The organism is Pseudomonas sp. A25(2017) (genome assembly GCF_002001065.1).
GTDB lineage: Bacteria > Pseudomonadota > Gammaproteobacteria > Pseudomonadales > Pseudomonadaceae > Aquipseudomonas > Aquipseudomonas kilonensis.
Map to the genome: position 1 here is coordinate 165,852 of NZ_MUOA01000046.1, position 16,725 is coordinate 182,576.

Here is a 16,725-nt window from a genome sequence, read left to right on the forward strand (position 1 = left end):
ACGACCGTGACCGATTCATCCAATTACAAGAGAGAAATGAATCATGAGTGACACGTCAAAACGCCGCCTGCGCAGCGAGCAATGGTTCAATGACCCGGCCCACGCGGACATGACCGCCCTGTACGTCGAACGCTACATGAACTACGGGATGACCCGCGAAGAGCTGCAATCGGGACGCCCGATCATCGGCATCGCCCAGACCGGCAGCGACCTGACCCCCTGTAACCGCCATCACCTGGAACTGGCCCAACGGGTCAAGGCCGGTATTCGTGATGCCGGCGGCATTCCCATGGAATTCCCGGTGCACCCGATCGCCGAACAGTCGCGCCGCCCCACTGCCGCGCTGGACCGCAACCTGGCCTACCTGGGGCTGGTGGAGATTCTTCATGGCTATCCATTGGATGGCGTGGTGCTCACCACCGGCTGCGACAAGACCACCCCGGCCTGCCTGATGGCGGCGGCAACCACCGACCTGCCGGCCATTGTCCTGTCCGGCGGGCCGATGCTCGACGGTCACCACAAGGGCGAACTGATCGGCTCCGGCACCGTGCTCTGGCATGCGCGCAACCTGATGGCCGCCGGCGAGATCGACTACGAAGGCTTCATGGAAATGACCACCGCGGCATCGCCGTCGGTGGGTCACTGCAACACCATGGGCACCGCCTTGTCGATGAACGCCCTGGCCGAAGCCCTGGGCATGTCGTTGCCCGGTTGTGCGAGCATCCCGGCGCCCTATCGCGAGCGCGGGCAAATGGCCTACGCCACCGGCAAGCGCATCTGCGAACTGGTGCTGCAAGACATACGCCCGTCGCAGATCATGACCCGCCAGGCCTTCGAGAACGCCATCGCCGTCGCCTCGGCACTCGGCGCTTCGAGCAATTGCCCGCCACACCTGATCGCCATCGCCCGACACATGGGCGTCGAGCTGAGCCTGGACGACTGGCAACGGATTGGCGAAGACGTGCCGCTGCTGGTCAATTGTATGCCGGCAGGCAAGTACCTGGGTGAAGGCTTCCATCGGGCCGGCGGCGTGCCAGCGGTCATGTATGAACTGCAAAAAGCCGGACGCCTGCACGAAGGCTGCGCCACGGTCAGCGGCAAGACCATCGGCGAAATCGTCAGCAACAGCCTGACCAGCAACGCCGATGTGATTCACCCCTTCGACACCCCACTCAAGCACCGCGCTGGTTTCATCGTGCTCAGCGGCAATTTCTTCGACAGCGCGATCATGAAGATGTCGGTGGTGGGCGAGGCGTTTCGCAAGACCTACCTGTCCGAGCCCGGTGCCGAGAATAGCTTTGAAGCCCGGGCCATCGTGTTCGAAGGACCGGAGGACTACCACGCGCGGATCGACGACCCGGCGCTGGACATCGACGAGCGCTGCATCCTGGTCATTCGCGGTGTCGGCACCGTGGGCTACCCCGGCAGTGCCGAAGTGGTGAACATGGCCCCGCCGGCGGCACTGATCAAGCAAGGCATCGACTCCCTGCCTTGCCTGGGCGACGGCCGCCAGAGCGGCACCTCGGCGAGCCCGTCGATCCTCAACATGTCCCCGGAAGCGGCCGTGGGCGGCGGCCTGGCGTTGCTGAAAACCAATGACCGGCTGAAAGTGGACCTGAACACACGCACCGTGAACCTGCTGATCGACGACGAAGAGATGGCCCGGCGCCGACTCGCGTGGACGCCGAATATCCCGCCTTCGCAAACGCCCTGGCAGGAGTTGTACCGGCAACTGGTGGGGCAACTGTCCACCGGGGGCTGCCTGGAGCCGGCGACGTTGCATCTGCGGGTGATCGCTCGCAGTGGTGAGCCGCGTCATTCGCACTGAGTCCAGACGGCCGATTGTTCACGTACGTCGAATGCTGATGCCAACCCAGAGGGATTTATTCCAAGGGCGCAAAGGAGAAAGATGCGCGCCAGGGGCCTTCGCCCTGCCGCATCTTTCTCACACCCACGGAGTCGATCCATGCCATTTGCCAACTACAAATTCCCCGAAGGGATCCTGGACCACGCTCGCAAAGAAGAGATCATCCATCGCACCACAGAAATGTTCGTCGAGTACTTCGGCGAGGGCGTCCGTCCGTTCACCATGGTGCTGGTCGAAGAGGTGGCAGACGGCGGATGGGGGCGCGCGGATGAAACGCTGACGCTGGCGAAGATGGGGCTGCCTGCCAAAGGACAATAGCGCCTGTGGAGCATCAACGATGCATCGCGCTCCCCGTTGGCGACTGTGACGGCACGCGTCGCCATCGGTAGCCCCCAATAACCATGGACCGTCAGTTTGCAGCGTCGTGCGCAGTCGCCGCCACTGCCTGGAGCCCACCAAGGGCATAGCTCATCATGTGGTCGATCAAACCCTGCGGCTCGAGATTCAAGCCTTGCAGTACATGCTGCTTTAACGGCTGATGGGCGATAAGCAAAAAAAGACAGGGGGCGAAGACGCTGATGGCGCTGCGCAAGGTTGTCGGGTGATCCGCTGGCAAGTTCATGATTTGCCCCAACAAGCCACGCAGTATGTGCGCCTTGGGAAACGACTGCTCCTTGAGTACCACCTCAAACTCGGGAGAAGGCGAAAGCACTTCGCGCGTGAGCACTTTCAGCGCCCAACCATCCGGATGGTCGTGCAGGCGCTCGACCAACACGGTGATGAGGGCACGTAATTTGTCTTGCGGCGACCCTGGCCGCTCGTTAAGCGAAACCAGCGTTTCCATGCGCACCAACCGAGCGTGGGCTTCGAGCAATACCGCGCGGTACAGGCCCTCTTTGTTTACGAAGTGATAATTCACCGCCGCGCTGTTGGCTTGCGAACGTTCGCAAATCTGCTTGCTGGTGGTGTTGGCCAACCCTTGTTCGGCAAACAACTCACCCGCCTTTTCCAGAATCTGCAACCGCGTTGCCTGCCCATCGAGTCGCGAAGCACGAGGCAGGGAAGGCTTGCCAATGGCATTGTCCATGAGCTCATCTCTTTATAGTTCTAATTCAAATTTGACTTTTTATTTTGGCCTACCTATTTTGGTCCCGTCATTGTCCCTTTACAACACCGCGCGAGGACTTCGCAGCCGATGCTGCGGGCTTTTCACGCACTACCAAGGAAATACCGTCATGGAAGCGCGCGTAATGACACCTTTCACCTACTTCTCATTGCCAATGCAGAAGCAGTTCCTGGCCAATCAGCGGGCCATCCAAGGCAAACCCTACGCCGACTTTTTCCGCTCGAAGATCAGCGTGCCGCTCAGTGCCGTCGAAAAAATACAGCAAGGCCCCATGCCCTTGGCTGACACCTTGACGCCCAGCGTTGAAGACCTTAACCGCATGCTCGCCGCTGATTTCATTAGTGAAGAGGCCGGATACGCCCTGCTGCCTGGGCCGATGGCCTACGTGCAAAGTCGCAAGTTTTTCCCCAACTGCACCGCTGAAATGCTCAAGTGGTGGTTCATGTGGCATCCACTGGAGGCTGAACGCTACACCCTGTGGTTTCCTTATGCCCATGTGGAAAACCCCTGCGTTCATCACGAGCGGCTCCTGGACGATACCCTGAGCTTCGAGGAGCGCTTGTACGGCAATACCTTTTGCGCCTCTGAGTACGTCGGTGACCGTCTCATGCACCTGCACATTGATTTCAGGGCCCCCTGCGAGCTGGGCTTCTGTCCGGATCTGTACCGCGAATCCAAAATAGACGGCAGCGTCAGCGCCTTGATGAGCCTGGCCCACGAACCGCAAGTGCCGGTGTCGCTGATGGCGCACTTGTTCAAGGAGTGTCCGGAGGGTTTGTACCTGACGAGCCGCTACTGGGTCGGCAGCCACCCTGCCATGCAGCGTTTTCCAGGCGCCGAGCGAGCCGCTCGGCTACTGGAAGAAAACGGCCTGGGAGAAGTGGAGCTGGAAACCCTGGCTTATGAATTTGCCGTGCATGACTTGTGTGAGTTCAACCACCTGGCCAGCATCCTGCCGAGCCTTCATGCACGATTCAGCGGCACGAAATAAGCGCAACCCCTCCCGATAATCAGGCTTCGGCGGCATCTTGAACCGCCGCCGAAGTCGAGCGCATTGCCCCGTTCAGCAGCAGTGTCGTGAACTCATTGATATCTGCTTCCACCTCCAACTGCTCAGTCAAAAGCCGGTACCAGCAAAACCCAAAGATCATGTCCAGGAGCAATTCACGCGACGTGTCCTTGGGCAACTCGCCCTGCTGAATAGCATTTTCCACCAGCTTGCGAGGCAACTCCCTACGTCGCTCCATGAATTCATCTTTCAGTTTGGGCAGCGTGCAGGGATCGAGTTGCGCCTCAGCGATGACACACCGAAAAGCCTCCCCGCAAATGGTTTCTCGCCAGACCTTCCAGAGATTGAGCAGCAAGAAATTGAGGTTCTCCTTGAAAGAGCCTTTATCAGGCTCTTTGCGAATCTGCTCGCTTTCACTCTCGTAGACCTCGGCGATCAAGGCTGCCTTGTTACCCCACCACCGGTAGATTGTCGGTTTGCTCGCGCCAGCGCGACGGGCCACCGCCTCGATGCTCAGCCCCGAGTAACCGCACTCCTTGAGGGTTTCTATGGCAGAAATGATGATCGCTTTGTGCGTGTGAGGGCTCCTCAATGAGCCAATGGAGCTCCGAGATGGTTTACGGGCCATAAATCAAAATCTCCAATATGGCGCTTGACAAAAGAGACTCAGGGTATAGGATTCTCTCGAAAAGCAATGAAACGGATCGTTTCGTTTTGTATGTTTATTTGATCTCAGCTTCTGCTTAGCAGGGGGTCTCTTGAGCGCTTATTACCTCTATATAGGGAGATACGAGAAGGAAAGTCATAAATTTTTAACGCTACCTTAACGATACGGTACGTTTCGTATCATACATAATGATTGTACGAAAACAAGCCTATTGTTCATAGGTTGACCGGTAGGTTCTGTCGCTTGGACCTGCCGATTTATGAGGCATGGGACCGCCATTTATCACTTTGCGAGCACCAATAGATAGTTTCTAAATATTTCATGCACCTGTCACGGCGTTCTGCCAGCAGGTGAAAGAACGGAATCTGGAGGAAGTACACATGAATAAAGTAGGAATTGTGAGCTATGGCGCGGGCATCCCGGTCTGCCGGCTCAAGGTGGACGACGTGATCCAGGTGTGGAAAAACACCGATTTGAGCTTGGTAAAGGGTCAATTGGGCATCCTTGAAAGGGCTGTGCTGCAACCTGATGAAGACGTCATCACCTTGGGCGTGCTAGCCGCGCAACGCGCGCTGGACAAAGCGCCGCCTTGTTCCCTTGAAGCGCTTTATCTTGGCACCTGCACCAATCCTTATGACTCCCGGGCCTCGGCGGCGATCATCCTGGAAATGCTCGGCTGCGGCTACGACGCCTTCTGTGCAGACGTGCAGTTTGCCGGCAAATCAGGCACCAGCGCCCTTCAGATCGCATACGCCTTGGTAGCATCGGGCATGGTGGGCAACGCGTTGGCGGTGGGCGCCGATACGATCAACCGCAACACCGCCCCCGGTGATTTGACAGAGTCCTACGCCGGAGCGGGCGCCGCGGCCCTGCTGTTGGGTACAGAAAATGTGATCGCGTACTTTGACGCAAGTTTTTCCTGCGCGGCGGATGTCGCTGACAACATCAGGCCTCAAGGGGACCGCTATATCCGGTCGGGAATGGGACTGGGCTCGGACAAGAACAGCATCGGCCTTGAAGACCAGACTCGCCGTGCTGCCTCGGGATTGATGGCCAAGATCCATGCGCAGGCTGCTGATTTCGATTATGTCGTCTTCCAGCAAAACCTGGTCTCAACCCCCTACTCTCTCGGCAAGCACCTGGGCTTCACGACGGCGCAAATCGAACCTGGCATCTATGCCCAGAATGTCGGTGATGCCGGGGCAGCAAGCCCTTTGCTGGGTTTGGTCAACGTCCTCGATCAAGCGCGTCCCGGTGAAAGAATCCTGGTGGTTTCCTATGGGTTTGGTGCGGGCAGCGATGCCATTGCCTTGACCGTCACCGATGCCATCGAAGCCTATCAAAAGACCAACGTTCCGCTGCGCACGCTGCTGGAGGATAAGTACTACGTGGATTACGGGACGTCGATCAAGTACGAGTTCAAATACTTGCGGCCCGACTATGCCCTGACGGCCTATCTCTGATTCCAATCCATCCAGCAAGGAGCACTTTTTTATGAGCGCACGACGCGTTGCTATCGTTTCGGCTGCCTATACCCCTAAACCGGGCAGTTCCAGAGTTCGTCAGACCTTCAAGGAGATGATCGTCGAGTCCGCCTACCAAGCACTCAACGCCATCAAGATGCATCCCCGCGAACTTCAGGCAGTTGCCTATGGCTACCACGGTGAAGGCATTTCTGAGTACGGAGGCCTGGGCCCGACCATTTCCGATGCCCTGGGTATCAGCCCTGCCCCCACGTTCATGAGTACTGCCAACTGCACCAGCAGCTCGGTGTCTTTCCAGATGGCCCACCAAATGGTCGCCTCAGGTGAATACGACATCGTTCTGTGCGGCGGCTTTGAAAAAATGACCGACCACATCAACTACGCCGAGTACATCGGCTCCAGCACTGAATGTGAATACGATTATTTTCTCGGCATCTCACACACAGACGCCTTCGCCCTGGCGACCGCCGAGTATTTTGAAAAGTTCGGTTATGCAGGACGCGAAGCGGATGTATTGGCGACGTTTGGGCGGCAGATGCGTATCTATGCCCATAACACCCCCACGGCTACCCGCTATGGCGTGCCGATTCCGTCCCTCGAAGCACTCAAGAGTAGCGAAGCCTGTGGCTCGATGCTGGCCTGGGGTGAAGCCAGCGGTTGCGCCATCCTGGTGGCCGAACACCTTGCGCACCGTTACACGACCCAACCGGTATTTATCCGTGGCTGTGCCTACACCGGCGTATCGCACTATTTCGGGACGCGCTATCACAACCCGACGCTGCAATTTCCGGGGCTGCCAAAAGATGTAGGCATGGCGGTTTCCGCCAACTCGATAGCCTGCGCCGAAATCGCCTACAAAAAAGCCGGTATCACTGCAAAGGATATCGATGTGGCGCAAGTCTACGACTTGCTGGGCGCCGGGCTGATTCAAATGGAGTCCATGGGCGTATGTGGTCCAGGCCAGGCAGGCGACTTCGTATTGGAAGGCGGCATAGCCCTTGATGGGCAACTTCCCCTGAACACTGACGGCGGCAACATCGGGCGCGGCCACGCCTCCGGTTGCGATGGGATTTTGCACATTACTGAGTTGTTCCGACAGCTTCGCGGCGAGTCCAACAACCAAGTCAAAGGCGCTCGTATTGGCGTCTCGCAAAACCTGGGCGGTTACGCCGCGCACAACAGTGTCATTGTGCTTTCCAACGATTAAGGAGCCGACCATGTCCCTTTACCCTGAACAGATTCACCGCATGACCACTGCCAGCATGTTGCGCGAATGGCGTGAGCACGGCGGCAAATACCGTCTCGAAGGCAGCCGTTGCCAGGATTGCGACGAGATCTTCTTCCCCCGGCGCACAGTGTGTGGCGCGTGCAATTCGTTGAATGTGGAACCGTATCGCTGCGCACGCACCGGCACGATCCAAGTCAGCGCTCATGCCGAGAATCCGATACTGGCGGCCATGGGCTATGGCGAAACCGTGCCCCGTTTCATGGCGATGGTGCGCCTGGATGATGGCCTGGTGATTGCCTCGGAAATCGTTGATGTCATCGATCCCCGGCAAGTCGTCAGCGGTGCGCCCGTGCGCATGGTTATTCGCAAACATGTCCGGGAAAGCAACTTGGCCTGGCAATATGCCTATAAGTTTGTCTTGGTGAAATAACCAACAAGGCGTCCGCTACACCCCGCTCTTTCGATAACAACAGTCAAGTTTTTGGCCTCCCAGCCCGCTGCTTTGATTCTGTCTTTCAGAGTCCTGCTTTGCAGTCATTGCCTTAAATGTGCTTCTAACTTTATTGGCTTCTAGCCGAGGACTTGTCATGTCTACTCTTTGCAAACCCAGTCTGTTGTTTCCGCAATACAAGATCACCCAGCAACAAATGATCGAGCATCTGGAGCAGTTGCATGATGATCATCCACGAATGGCACTTGCCAAACGAATGATTCAAAACACACAGGTAAACGAACGGCACTTGGTCCTGCCTATCGATGAACTGGCGGTGCATACCGGCTTTACCCATCGCAGCATCGTTTATGAGCGCGAAGCCCGCCGCATGTCGTCCATCGCGGCGCGCCAAGCCATTGAGAATGCCGGGCTGACCACCGACGACATTCGCATGGTCGCGGTGACATCGTGCACCGGCTTCATGATGCCTTCGCTGACGGCCCACCTGATCAATGACCTGGGCCTGCGAACGTCGACCGTACAACTGCCCATCGCTCAATTGGGCTGCGTGGCAGGCGCTGCGGCGATCAATCGAGCCAATGATTTTGCCAGCCGGGCGCCGGACAACCATGTCCTCATCGTCTCCCTGGAGTTCTCATCGCTCTGCTATCAACCCCAGGACACCAAGTTGCACGCGTTCATATCGGCGGCGTTATTCGGCGATGCCGTATCGGCCTGCGTCATGCGCGCCGATGACCAGGCACCTGGTTTCAAGATCGCCAAGACCGGGTCTTACTTCCTGCCTGATAGCGAGCACTACATCAAATACGACGTTAAGGACAGTGGCTTTCACTTTACCTTGGACAAAGCCGTCATGAACTCCATTAAAGATGTCGCACCGATGATGGAGGAATTGAACTACGAGACCTTCAATCAACATTGCGCCCAAAATGACTTTTTCATCTTCCATACCGGCGGACGGAAAATTCTTGATGAACTGGTCCTGCAACTGGACCTGCATCCCGGTCGGGTCGCGCAGTCTCGCGACAGCTTGAGCGAAGCCGGGAACATCGCCAGCGTGGTGGTCTTCGATGTGCTCAAGCGCCAGTTTGACAGCGGGCTTGTCGATGGCGCGACGGGCATGCTGGCGGCCTTCGGCCCCGGTTTCACCGCGGAAATGGCCGTGGGCAAGTGGGTCGCCTGACAGCCCCGTAAAACACCGGCACCCAGCCAGGGGCACACCTGCCCCTGGCTGCAGGCGTATCGATCGCAGGCGTTCACCTTGCTCGAGAGGGCTTCGAAAGCACTAGGGAAAGAAGGGGAAGGAACATGGAGATGAAATATCTGGTCGCTCGACCTTGGGGCGGCTATGAAAGACGCATGATCACGCTTCTGTCGCTGAGCTTCGGGCTGGTAGGACTGGACAGGTTCATTATCATGCCGCTGTTCCCGGTGATCATGCGTGACTTGGCCCTGGACTATCAGGACTTGAGCATGTTGTCGGCTATCCTGGCATTTGCATGGGGAGGCTCTGCCCTGTTCATGGGCGCCGCCATCAGGGTACTGGGCCCCAAGAAGTTGCTGGTGCTGTCGATCACCCTGCTATCGCTCCTGGCCGGTGCGTCTGCATTGATCACCAGCCTGATGGGCCTGGTGCTCTTGCGCGCCTTGATGGGCGTCTGCGAAGGTGCCTTCACTCCAGTCAGTATCATTGTCACCGATGAAGTCTCGCAGCCTTCCCGGCGCGGACTCAATCTAGGGATTCAACAGGCCTTGTTCCCCATCATCGGCCTGTGCCTCGGACCGCTGCTGGCGGGCGTCTTGCTGGAAATATTCGGATCCTGGCGCGCCGTGTTCGCCATCATTTCGTTACCCGGCCTGTTAGTGGCCTGGTACCTCTATAGAACCTACCAACCGACCCAGGCGCCCAGCGCGGTGTCGATTGCACGCACCTCCAAAAGTCAGTGGAGGACGGCCCTGTCCAGCGGGAATGTGCGGCTCAATATTGCCTTGATGCTTTGCATACTGACGTGCCAGTTCGTTCTGTGTGCCCTGCTCCCCAGCTACCTGACAGACATTCTGCACCTGAGCAATTTCTCCATGGCCATGATCATTTCTGCAATTGGCCTGGGTGGTTTTTTTGGCCAGTTGGTCATTCCCGGCTTGTCCGACCAACTGGGTCGCAAGCCCGTGGTTTCCATCTGTTTCATGATCAGCGCGCTGTTGGTGGGTTTATTGATCATCAGCCCACCGTTGCCCTGGCTACTGTTCCTTCAATTATTTTTCTTGTCCTTTATCAACTTCAGCCTGATCTGCATGACGGTCGGTCCACTGACCAGCGAATCAGTGCCGCCCAGTCTATTGGCCACCGCGACGGGCCTGGTGGTGGGCTGCGGAGAGATTCTTGGAGGGGGCGTCGCGCCTGTCGTCGCCGGCTACATCGCCATGACGTGGGGGCTCACCGCGATTCTGTTCCTGGCACTGGCCGGAAGTATCACGGGGGGCTTGCTGTCCTTACGGCTCAAAGAGGCAAACCCGGCGTTCAACGGACTCAAGGACTACGCCCCCCTGTCCGCACGCTTGACCCTGGAGGATAAGTGATGACCCATTATGTAATGTTGCTGGACTCTCCAGTGCCGCGAGGAGGCCTTGGCGTATTTGACTTCAAGTCCGGGCAAAGCCGGGAGGTGCGTCCACCCCAGGGAAATCTGTATGAAGCCCTCGCCCATTGCGCGGATCGGAATATGGACTGGGAGTCCTATCTCAAGGACCTACCGTCCAGACCCTACCCGCTTACGCCTGCGGCGGTGAAATACCGACCACCGCTCAAACCCGATAACAACTTATTGGTCCAGATCAGCGAAATCACCCTCTGTACCGCCAAGACAGAACAAGCCTGGTATTACAAAGGTAACGGCCGACTGCTCAAGACCGACGGCGACCCTTTGCAGGTGCCTTATCATTCGCAAAGCATCAGTAGCGAACCGTGCATTGTCTGCCTTTATTGGGTCGACCCGTTTGGTGCGCTGCGCTTCATTGGTTTTACCCTGGGCAACGATATTCACGATCATGTATTGCACAGTCGTGACGCCATTTCTTCAACGCATGCGCACTTGCGTACCTGTGCGATTGCCCCGGCATTAATCGTGGGGGAACTGCAGGCTGACTTGGCCATCAATGTCCAGATAGAACGCGACGGCCAACCCTTGACGGCAAGTCACCACCGGATGAGTTTGCATCGCTGGCAGAGTTTGCGCCGATACTCAGAGGAGTTCCTGGAGAAACATGAGCAGTTTCTCGAGCCTGGGCTGGTTCATTACGTGTTTCACAGCTTGAGCCATCGCACCGCGAATGTGCCGCTCCAGCACGGTGACTGGCTCAGCATTGACTGCCCCGAGCTGGAATTGGCCATGAGCAATCAAATCGTCGAAGAGGAATTGGTTTCGCTGGTGCCCTTGCCTGCGCGACGCGCTGCTGACCGTGACGGTATCGACCGGCCCCTGCCTGTGCCGAAAAAGTTCTGATCGATCGCTATAAACGAGGGGGGTGGCCCTTGGTTTGAGCCACCCTTGCCTGCTTCTTAAAAATCGACCGTGGCCGACAGCTGCAATGTGCGCGGAGAACCGGGAGAGAACGCCCCATACGAGGCGACACCCGACCAGTATTCGCGATCAAAGACGTTTTGAACCGTGGCTCGGAAAGTCGTAGGCCGACCTTCGATCTTGGTGGCGTAGCGAGCCCCCGCATCAAAGCGAGTCCAGGCATCCAGCTCCTGGGTATTGGCCTGGTTCACGTATTGGCTGCCGGTATAAATCGCACCACTGGTGAGAGTAAAGCCCTCCATCCACGGGGTGTCCCATTCCGCCCACAGGTTGGCTTGTACCTCAGGCACGCCCACCGGTTTATTGCCACGGTTGGCCGCGGTGGCGGAATCCGTCAGTTCGCCGTCGAGCAGTGTGACTCCGCCCATCAGGCGTGTGCCGGGGGCCACTTCGCCGAATACGCTCAGTTCCACGCCACGGTTGCGCTGTTCGGCCTGCACCGAGAAGACATTGTTCGCGTCGATCTCGCCACTGGGCTTCTCGATCTGGAACAGTGCCAGGGTGGTCATGAAGGTGCCGTGCTCGTACTTGACGCCCATCTCGTGTTGCTTGGATACATAAGGTGCGAACATTTGCCCGGAATTGGTCGCGTTAGCTGGCGCAGCGTCACCCTTACTCAGACCCTCGACATAGTTGTAGTAGAGCGATACGTCTTCCCAGGGTTTGACGACGATACCGAACATCGGCGTGGTTTTGCTTTTGTCGTAAGACGGAGTGAAAACGGCGGTGTTGTAATTTTCCGACTTGACGTTCTGCCGACGCAACCCCAGGGTCAGTTGGACACGGTCATCCAATGCCGACAAGGTGTCGGTCAATGCGAAGCCGGACAACTGCGACTCGGATACGCGCAGCACCCTGGGCGCATTGATGGCTGGCTTGGGCGCGTCCACCGGGTGATAAATGTTCGAAGAGACATTCGGCCCGTTGTTGATGCCCCGGGACAGCTCATCCTGATAAGTGGTCGCCATCAGCGTGGTCGTGTGGGTGATAGGACCGGTATCAAATATCCCGCGTACCCCCACGTCGGCTGTCGAGCGATCCACGTTGAATTTGTAATATCCCGGCCTGTTGACGATATCGCCGGCACTGTTGAGTATTCGTGGCACCTGGTCTGACATCCGCTTGACGTCCGACCGGCCGCCACCGGCGTGGGCAAACACCGTGACCGCGTCCGTCAGGTCGTATTCACCACCGAGCAAGGCCGACTGCTCCTTGGTATCCGACCAACCCCATTTTTGCGACGCGTTGGTGCGACCGTCAGGGGCTGACGGAATCTCAACATTGGAGTTGAACGGCCGTGAGGCGCCTTCGAAACTTTCTTTCTGGCTGATGAAATCGAGGTTCAAACGCAAACGCTCGCCGCGATAATCGAAGGCGATCGCGCCGATGTTGAGTTCGCGTTCCTGGTCATCGACGGCCGTGTCGCCGCCCTGGAGGCTGCCGTTGAAGCGCACCCCGAACTGGTTTTCCGAGCCGAATCGACGGCTGACGTCCAGGTGTCCGCCCACGTAGGAATCAGACGCATAACTGCCAGTAAAGCGCGTCAGGTCTTCGTCCAACGGCCGCTTGGGAACGATATTGATCACCCCACCCACCCCGCTGTTCGGCGACATGCCATACATCAGCGCGCCCGGTCCCTTGAGCACTTCGACCCGTTCGGCGTAGTCGGTAAACACCCGGTAGTTGGGCGCCACGCCGTATACGCCATCGTAGGCCAGCTCGCCGAGGTTACCCTCGCCGATTGGAAAACCACGAATGAAAAACGAGTCGACGATGCCGCCCACCTGGCCCGTCGAGCGCACCGAAGGGTCTCGCTGCAAGGCATCGGCCACGGTCACGGTTTGCAGGTCGGCCAGGGTCTTGGCGGTGTAGCTGGTCACGCTGAACGGCGTGTCCATCACGTCCTTGTTGCCCATCATCCCCAAGCGTGCGCCGCGCGCCACTTGACCACCGGCCAACACGGGTGGCAGTGCACCTGGGCTGTTGTCGGTACCGGTGATAGTGGTCGCATCGAGGGTCAAGCCTTGCCCGTTGCCGACCACCGCAGCGTTCGAGATTTTATCGGCGGCGGGCTCCTGCTCGGGGGTTGCCGCCCAGGCGGTGGCGCTTCCTGCGACCAGAACGAAACTCAGCGTGGCGGTACGAATCGCGACGGATAACGCAGACTCACCACAAGGTCGACTTGCAACAGACATGGCTTAAGGATCCTTTCCAACGAGAGAAAATGGTAATCACTCCTATTGCCAGTCGACCTGCGGAAAAGTATCACCTCCCAGGGTTTATTTTTTCAGGCTGCGCCAAAGCACTCACGCATACCGACGCTGCAGCGGTATCGACACCTTGCAACCTCTCGTGCAGCCGGGCATCTTGCCGACCCTGTCATCGCCTGCAGCACACGCTGCCCTACCCGCTTGCTGGCGTTTAACCACCGAGGCTGATCATGTTCCACACAGGTGTCGTCCAGGGTTCGAACGTCAGAGTCCTGATTTATCTTCTGTTCGCGATCCAGCTCATCTCCATGGGCGCGATGGAAATGAGCGGACCATTCTGGCCGGTTCACCTGCGCGGGCTGACGTCCTCGGCGTCGGTTTTCAGCTTCGCCAGCATTGCCGTGTATGTCGGGCCGATGCTGGGCATCATGCTGACCAGTGCCTTCTGGGGCCGTATCGGTGATCGCTACGGCCATAAGTGGATGATGATCCGCGCCCTGGCAGGCTTGTCGCTGACCCAGCTCGGGCTGGCGCTGTGCAGCGATATCTGGGTCATTCTGGTCCTGCGCTTCTTGCAGGGCGCCTTTGCCGGGTACATCGCCCCGGCGCAGGCCTACGGCGTCAGTATCGAAGCCCCATCGCGGCGGGCGCGGCTGTTCGCGATTCTGCAAATATCCACCAATGTCGGCTCATTGCTCGGCGCAGTAGTCGGGGGGCTGATCCTCGACTACGCGACGTTCTTCTGGATCAACCTCACCGCCTCGGCGTTATGCGCAGTGTGCACGGTGGTGGCCGCCGTGACCTTGCCGGATGTGCCGCCCGTGAAGAAAGTCCCGGCCAGCCAGGCCCCGGCCGCGACGAGCCGTACCGACAGCCCCTGGCAAGGATCACCGTTGCGGTCATTGTTGTGCGTCATGGGCATTCTGTTGTTGGCGCGGATGCTGCCGCAAACGTCATTCGCCTTGTATGTGAGCGCGGTATTCGACGTCAGCAACTCGCTCGTCGGCCTGTGCTACGGCTTGCTGGCGCTGGGTTTCATTCTGTCGGCCACGGCCTGGTCGCGTTATTTCGAGCACCGTACCCAACAGCAAACCTTGCAGCGCATCCTCTTCATCGTGCTCGGCTGTATCGCCCTGACCGCCCTCGCGGGGGTCACGCGCAACGCCATCGTATTTGTCATGGCCTACTTCATCTGGGGGGTGCTGCTGGGTGCCACCACGCCAGTGCTGATGGCCCTCATTTCGGAATCCGCCGACAGCTCGCGACAAGGCCACGTGCTGGGCATTGCCCAGGGCACCACGCAATTCGCTTCGATCGCGGGCATTTCGATCGGTGGGTTGCTCAGCCAGGTCTACGGGTTGCAATACACCTACCTGTTCGTTTGCCTGGCCTATGTGCTGGCGCTGATCCCCGTCATTGCATTGCGTTACGGGCCCGCGAGCCGTCCGCGTAGCTGAAACAGGGTTGCTGAATGCCGCTTGCGTCGCGGGCAAGTTGTCCATTAGCATTGGGAATACTTCTCAATTGCAAAAAGCTGCAGCCATGAGCGAAACCCTGCCCGCGAACAACGACAATCATCTGCGCGTGATCGAAGCGCTGTACGCTGGTCATCACGGTTGGCTGTACGCCACGCTGAAGAAAAAGCTGGGCAACGCCATGGATGCGGCGGACCTGGCGCAAGACACCTTCACGCGCATTCTGGCCTCGCAAGTCACCGCCATTGACCAACCCCGGGCCTACCTGAGCTGCGTGGCCAAGGGCATCCTCGTCAACTGGTATCAGCGCAAGGCACTGGAACGTGCCTACCTGGAGGCGCTCGCGCATTTGCCAGCCCAGGAAGTGCCGTCCCCCGAATTGCGTTTCCTCGTGCTGGAAACCCTGCACGACATCGACGCCATGCTCGACACCCTCCCTGCGCCGGTCAAACGGGCATTCCTGCTGTCGCAGATCGGCGGCCTGAAATACGACGACATCGCCCAGCAGTTGAACGTCTCGCTGATCACGGTCAAACGCTACATGAAGCAGGCGTTCGTGCAATGCCTGATGCTGGTGGACTGAATGCTCACCCGTCGCCATGAGCCACCGCTCGACCCCAAGGTCCTCGAAGAGGCCGCCGAGTGGCTGATGCGCTTGAGTGAACGCGAGCTCAGCGACAGCGAGCGAGCCGAATGGGAGTGCTGGCGAGTCAGCAGCCCCGAGCGCGGCCGGGCCTGGTCCCGCGCGCAGATGTTGCAAAACAAGCTCGGCGGTTTGCCACGCTCGTTGGCGATGTCGGCGCTGGATCGCCCAAGCAGCCCCGAACGGCGCACGGCCCTCGGCAAACTGGCGTTGCTGCTGGCAGTCGTTCCCGCCGGTTGGGGCAGCTGGAAACTGGCGCAATCGCAGCAATGGTCCGCCGACTACCGCACCGCTGTTGGTGAGCGTCGTGAGTTGACCCTGGCCGACGGTTCTCACATCACCCTCAATACCGGCACGGCCATCGACGTCCTGTTCGACACCCAGCAGCGGCTCATCCAGGTGCGCGAAGGGGAAATCCTGGTCCAGACCGCACCGGATGCTTCGCCACAGGCCCGCCCCTTCCTGGTCAGTACCCGCGAGGGTCGGATGCATGCCTTGGGCACGCGGTTCACCGTTCGCGAACTGCAATCGCGCACCCATCTGGCGGTACTCGAAGGCGCTGTGCGGATTGAATTGGCCGATGCGCGCCAGGCGGCGCCGATCATCGTCAACGCCGGGCAGCGCACTGACTTCTCGTCCCAGGCCTTTGGCCGGTTGACCCCGACAGATCGTAACGTCGGCGCCTGGACCCAGGGCATGCTGATGGCCGACAAGATGCGCCTGGCGGATTTCGTCGCCGAGCTGGCGCGCTATCGCCGAGGCTTCGTGCGCTGTGACCCGGCCATCGCCGAGCTGCGTGTTTCCGGTGCGTTTCCTATCAGCGACACCCAGCGCACGCTCAACATGCTGGTCCAGACCTACCCGGTTCTCGTCACCGGCCACTTGAGCGGTTACTGGCTGACGCTCACCCCAGCCTGACCCCACAGAAAATAGTTGCTGCGCAGGTGATACTTTTTTTGATCTCGACTGGCAAAGAAAGGA

Annotated in this window: 15 protein-coding genes; 12 read left to right on the forward strand and 3 right to left on the reverse strand. The window is 58.7% G+C overall.

Annotated elements, in window-relative coordinates; genetic code table 11:
• Positions 1–43 precede the first annotated feature (43 nt).
• Entirely contained in the window at positions 44–1,828 is a 1,785-nt protein-coding gene (locus B0E42_RS07795; protein WP_077506151.1) for an IlvD/Edd family dehydratase, read from the forward strand.
• A gap of 138 nt (positions 1,829–1,966) precedes the next feature.
• On the forward strand, positions 1,967–2,185 hold the full coding sequence (locus B0E42_RS07800) for a 4-oxalocrotonate tautomerase family protein (RefSeq protein WP_003200762.1): 219 nt from the start codon (positions 1,967–1,969) through the stop codon (positions 2,183–2,185).
• A 91-nt stretch (positions 2,186–2,276) separates the two neighbouring features.
• Here the strand turns inward: B0E42_RS07800 and B0E42_RS07805 are convergent, their stop codons facing one another.
• Positions 2,277–2,954: a TetR/AcrR family transcriptional regulator gene (locus B0E42_RS07805; RefSeq protein WP_053187546.1), complete on the reverse strand. Its 678-nt coding sequence runs from the start codon at positions 2,952–2,954 to the stop codon at positions 2,277–2,279.
• 148 nt (positions 2,955–3,102) lie between these two features.
• Here B0E42_RS07805 and B0E42_RS07810 point away from each other — a divergent pair, with 148 nt between their 5' ends.
• A complete protein-coding gene (locus B0E42_RS07810; RefSeq protein ID WP_077506152.1) occupies positions 3,103–3,984 on the forward strand; it encodes a DAPG hydrolase family protein in 882 nt (293 codons plus the stop codon).
• Between the two features lie 19 nt (positions 3,985–4,003).
• Here the strand turns inward: B0E42_RS07810 and B0E42_RS07815 are convergent, their stop codons facing one another.
• Positions 4,004–4,630 carry a TetR/AcrR family transcriptional regulator gene (locus tag B0E42_RS07815; protein ID WP_018600489.1) on the reverse strand — a complete coding sequence of 209 codons (627 nt, stop codon included), beginning with the start codon at positions 4,628–4,630 and terminating at the stop codon, positions 4,004–4,006.
• 419 nt (positions 4,631–5,049) lie between these two features.
• On the opposite strand from B0E42_RS07815, the gene B0E42_RS07820 reads away from it, so the two are divergent.
• The 6 genes from B0E42_RS07820 to B0E42_RS07845 all read left to right on the forward strand — a co-directional run bounded on the left by B0E42_RS07820 (position 5,050) and on the right by B0E42_RS07845 (position 11,338).
• A complete protein-coding gene (locus tag B0E42_RS07820; RefSeq protein ID WP_053187538.1) occupies positions 5,050–6,132 on the forward strand; it encodes a hydroxymethylglutaryl-CoA synthase in 1,083 nt (360 codons plus the stop codon).
• 31 nt (positions 6,133–6,163) lie between these two features.
• Complete coding sequence (locus tag B0E42_RS07825) at positions 6,164–7,360, forward strand: thiolase family protein (RefSeq protein ID WP_024618313.1); 1,197 nt, start codon at positions 6,164–6,166, stop codon at positions 7,358–7,360.
• A gap of 10 nt (positions 7,361–7,370) precedes the next feature.
• Positions 7,371–7,811 carry a Zn-ribbon domain-containing OB-fold protein gene (locus tag B0E42_RS07830; protein WP_018600485.1) on the forward strand — a complete coding sequence of 147 codons (441 nt, stop codon included), beginning with the start codon at positions 7,371–7,373 and terminating at the stop codon, positions 7,809–7,811.
• A 157-nt stretch (positions 7,812–7,968) separates the two neighbouring features.
• Positions 7,969–9,018, forward strand: a complete 1,050-nt coding sequence (locus B0E42_RS07835) for a type III polyketide synthase (protein ID WP_077506153.1) — start codon at positions 7,969–7,971, stop codon at positions 9,016–9,018.
• A 131-nt stretch (positions 9,019–9,149) separates the two neighbouring features.
• Positions 9,150–10,415, forward strand: coding sequence for an MFS transporter (locus B0E42_RS07840; RefSeq protein WP_018600481.1), 1,266 nt, complete (start codon positions 9,150–9,152; stop codon positions 10,413–10,415).
• On the forward strand, positions 10,415–11,338 hold the full coding sequence (locus B0E42_RS07845) for a fumarylacetoacetate hydrolase (RefSeq protein ID WP_077506154.1): 924 nt from the start codon (positions 10,415–10,417) through the stop codon (positions 11,336–11,338). The genes B0E42_RS07840 and B0E42_RS07845 overlap by 1 nt, the downstream gene beginning before the upstream one ends.
• A 56-nt stretch (positions 11,339–11,394) precedes the next feature.
• Here the strand turns inward: B0E42_RS07845 and B0E42_RS07850 are convergent, their stop codons facing one another.
• The gene (locus B0E42_RS07850) at positions 11,395–13,611 is read right to left on the reverse strand and encodes a TonB-dependent siderophore receptor (RefSeq protein WP_077506155.1); all 2,217 of its coding nucleotides are present in this window, start codon (positions 13,609–13,611) and stop codon (positions 11,395–11,397) included.
• A 245-nt stretch (positions 13,612–13,856) separates the two neighbouring features.
• Here B0E42_RS07850 and B0E42_RS07855 point away from each other — a divergent pair, with 245 nt between their 5' ends.
• From B0E42_RS07855 to B0E42_RS07865, 3 genes are all read left to right on the forward strand, one after another.
• Positions 13,857–15,083 (forward strand): MFS transporter, encoded by a 1,227-nt coding sequence (locus B0E42_RS07855; protein WP_077506156.1) that lies wholly within the window; start codon positions 13,857–13,859, stop codon positions 15,081–15,083.
• Between the two features lie 85 nt (positions 15,084–15,168).
• On the forward strand, positions 15,169–15,684 hold the full coding sequence (locus tag B0E42_RS07860; protein WP_018600473.1) for a sigma-70 family RNA polymerase sigma factor: 516 nt from the start codon (positions 15,169–15,171) through the stop codon (positions 15,682–15,684).
• On the forward strand, positions 15,685–16,662 hold the full coding sequence (locus B0E42_RS07865) for a FecR domain-containing protein (RefSeq protein ID WP_077506157.1): 978 nt from the start codon (positions 15,685–15,687) through the stop codon (positions 16,660–16,662).
• Positions 16,663–16,725: the final 63 nt, after the last annotated feature.

Bases quoted from the DNA above. Each gene is read 5' to 3' on its own strand.
- B0E42_RS07845 (WP_077506154.1), top strand. From the start codon at position 10,415: ATGACCCATTATGTAATGTTGCTGGACTCTCCAGTGCCGCGAGGAGGC.
- B0E42_RS07850 (WP_077506155.1), bottom strand. From the start codon at position 13,611: ATGTCTGTTGCAAGTCGACCTTGTGGTGAGTCTGCGTTATCCGTCGCG.
- B0E42_RS07825 (WP_024618313.1), top strand. From the start codon at position 6,164: ATGAGCGCACGACGCGTTGCTATCGTTTCGGCTGCCTATACCCCTAAA.
- B0E42_RS07805 (WP_053187546.1), bottom strand. From the start codon at position 2,954: ATGGACAATGCCATTGGCAAGCCTTCCCTGCCTCGTGCTTCGCGACTC.
- B0E42_RS07820 (WP_053187538.1), top strand. From the start codon at position 5,050: ATGAATAAAGTAGGAATTGTGAGCTATGGCGCGGGCATCCCGGTCTGC.
- B0E42_RS07800 (WP_003200762.1), top strand. From the start codon at position 1,967: ATGCCATTTGCCAACTACAAATTCCCCGAAGGGATCCTGGACCACGCT.
- B0E42_RS07865 (WP_077506157.1), top strand. From the start codon at position 15,685: ATGCTCACCCGTCGCCATGAGCCACCGCTCGACCCCAAGGTCCTCGAA.
- B0E42_RS07855 (WP_077506156.1), top strand. From the start codon at position 13,857: ATGTTCCACACAGGTGTCGTCCAGGGTTCGAACGTCAGAGTCCTGATT.
- B0E42_RS07795 (WP_077506151.1), top strand. From the start codon at position 44: ATGAGTGACACGTCAAAACGCCGCCTGCGCAGCGAGCAATGGTTCAAT.
- B0E42_RS07810 (WP_077506152.1), top strand. From the start codon at position 3,103: ATGGAAGCGCGCGTAATGACACCTTTCACCTACTTCTCATTGCCAATG.
- B0E42_RS07815 (WP_018600489.1), bottom strand. From the start codon at position 4,630: ATGGCCCGTAAACCATCTCGGAGCTCCATTGGCTCATTGAGGAGCCCT.
- B0E42_RS07830 (WP_018600485.1), top strand. From the start codon at position 7,371: ATGTCCCTTTACCCTGAACAGATTCACCGCATGACCACTGCCAGCATG.
- B0E42_RS07840 (WP_018600481.1), top strand. From the start codon at position 9,150: ATGAAATATCTGGTCGCTCGACCTTGGGGCGGCTATGAAAGACGCATG.
- B0E42_RS07860 (WP_018600473.1), top strand. From the start codon at position 15,169: ATGAGCGAAACCCTGCCCGCGAACAACGACAATCATCTGCGCGTGATC.
- B0E42_RS07835 (WP_077506153.1), top strand. From the start codon at position 7,969: ATGTCTACTCTTTGCAAACCCAGTCTGTTGTTTCCGCAATACAAGATC.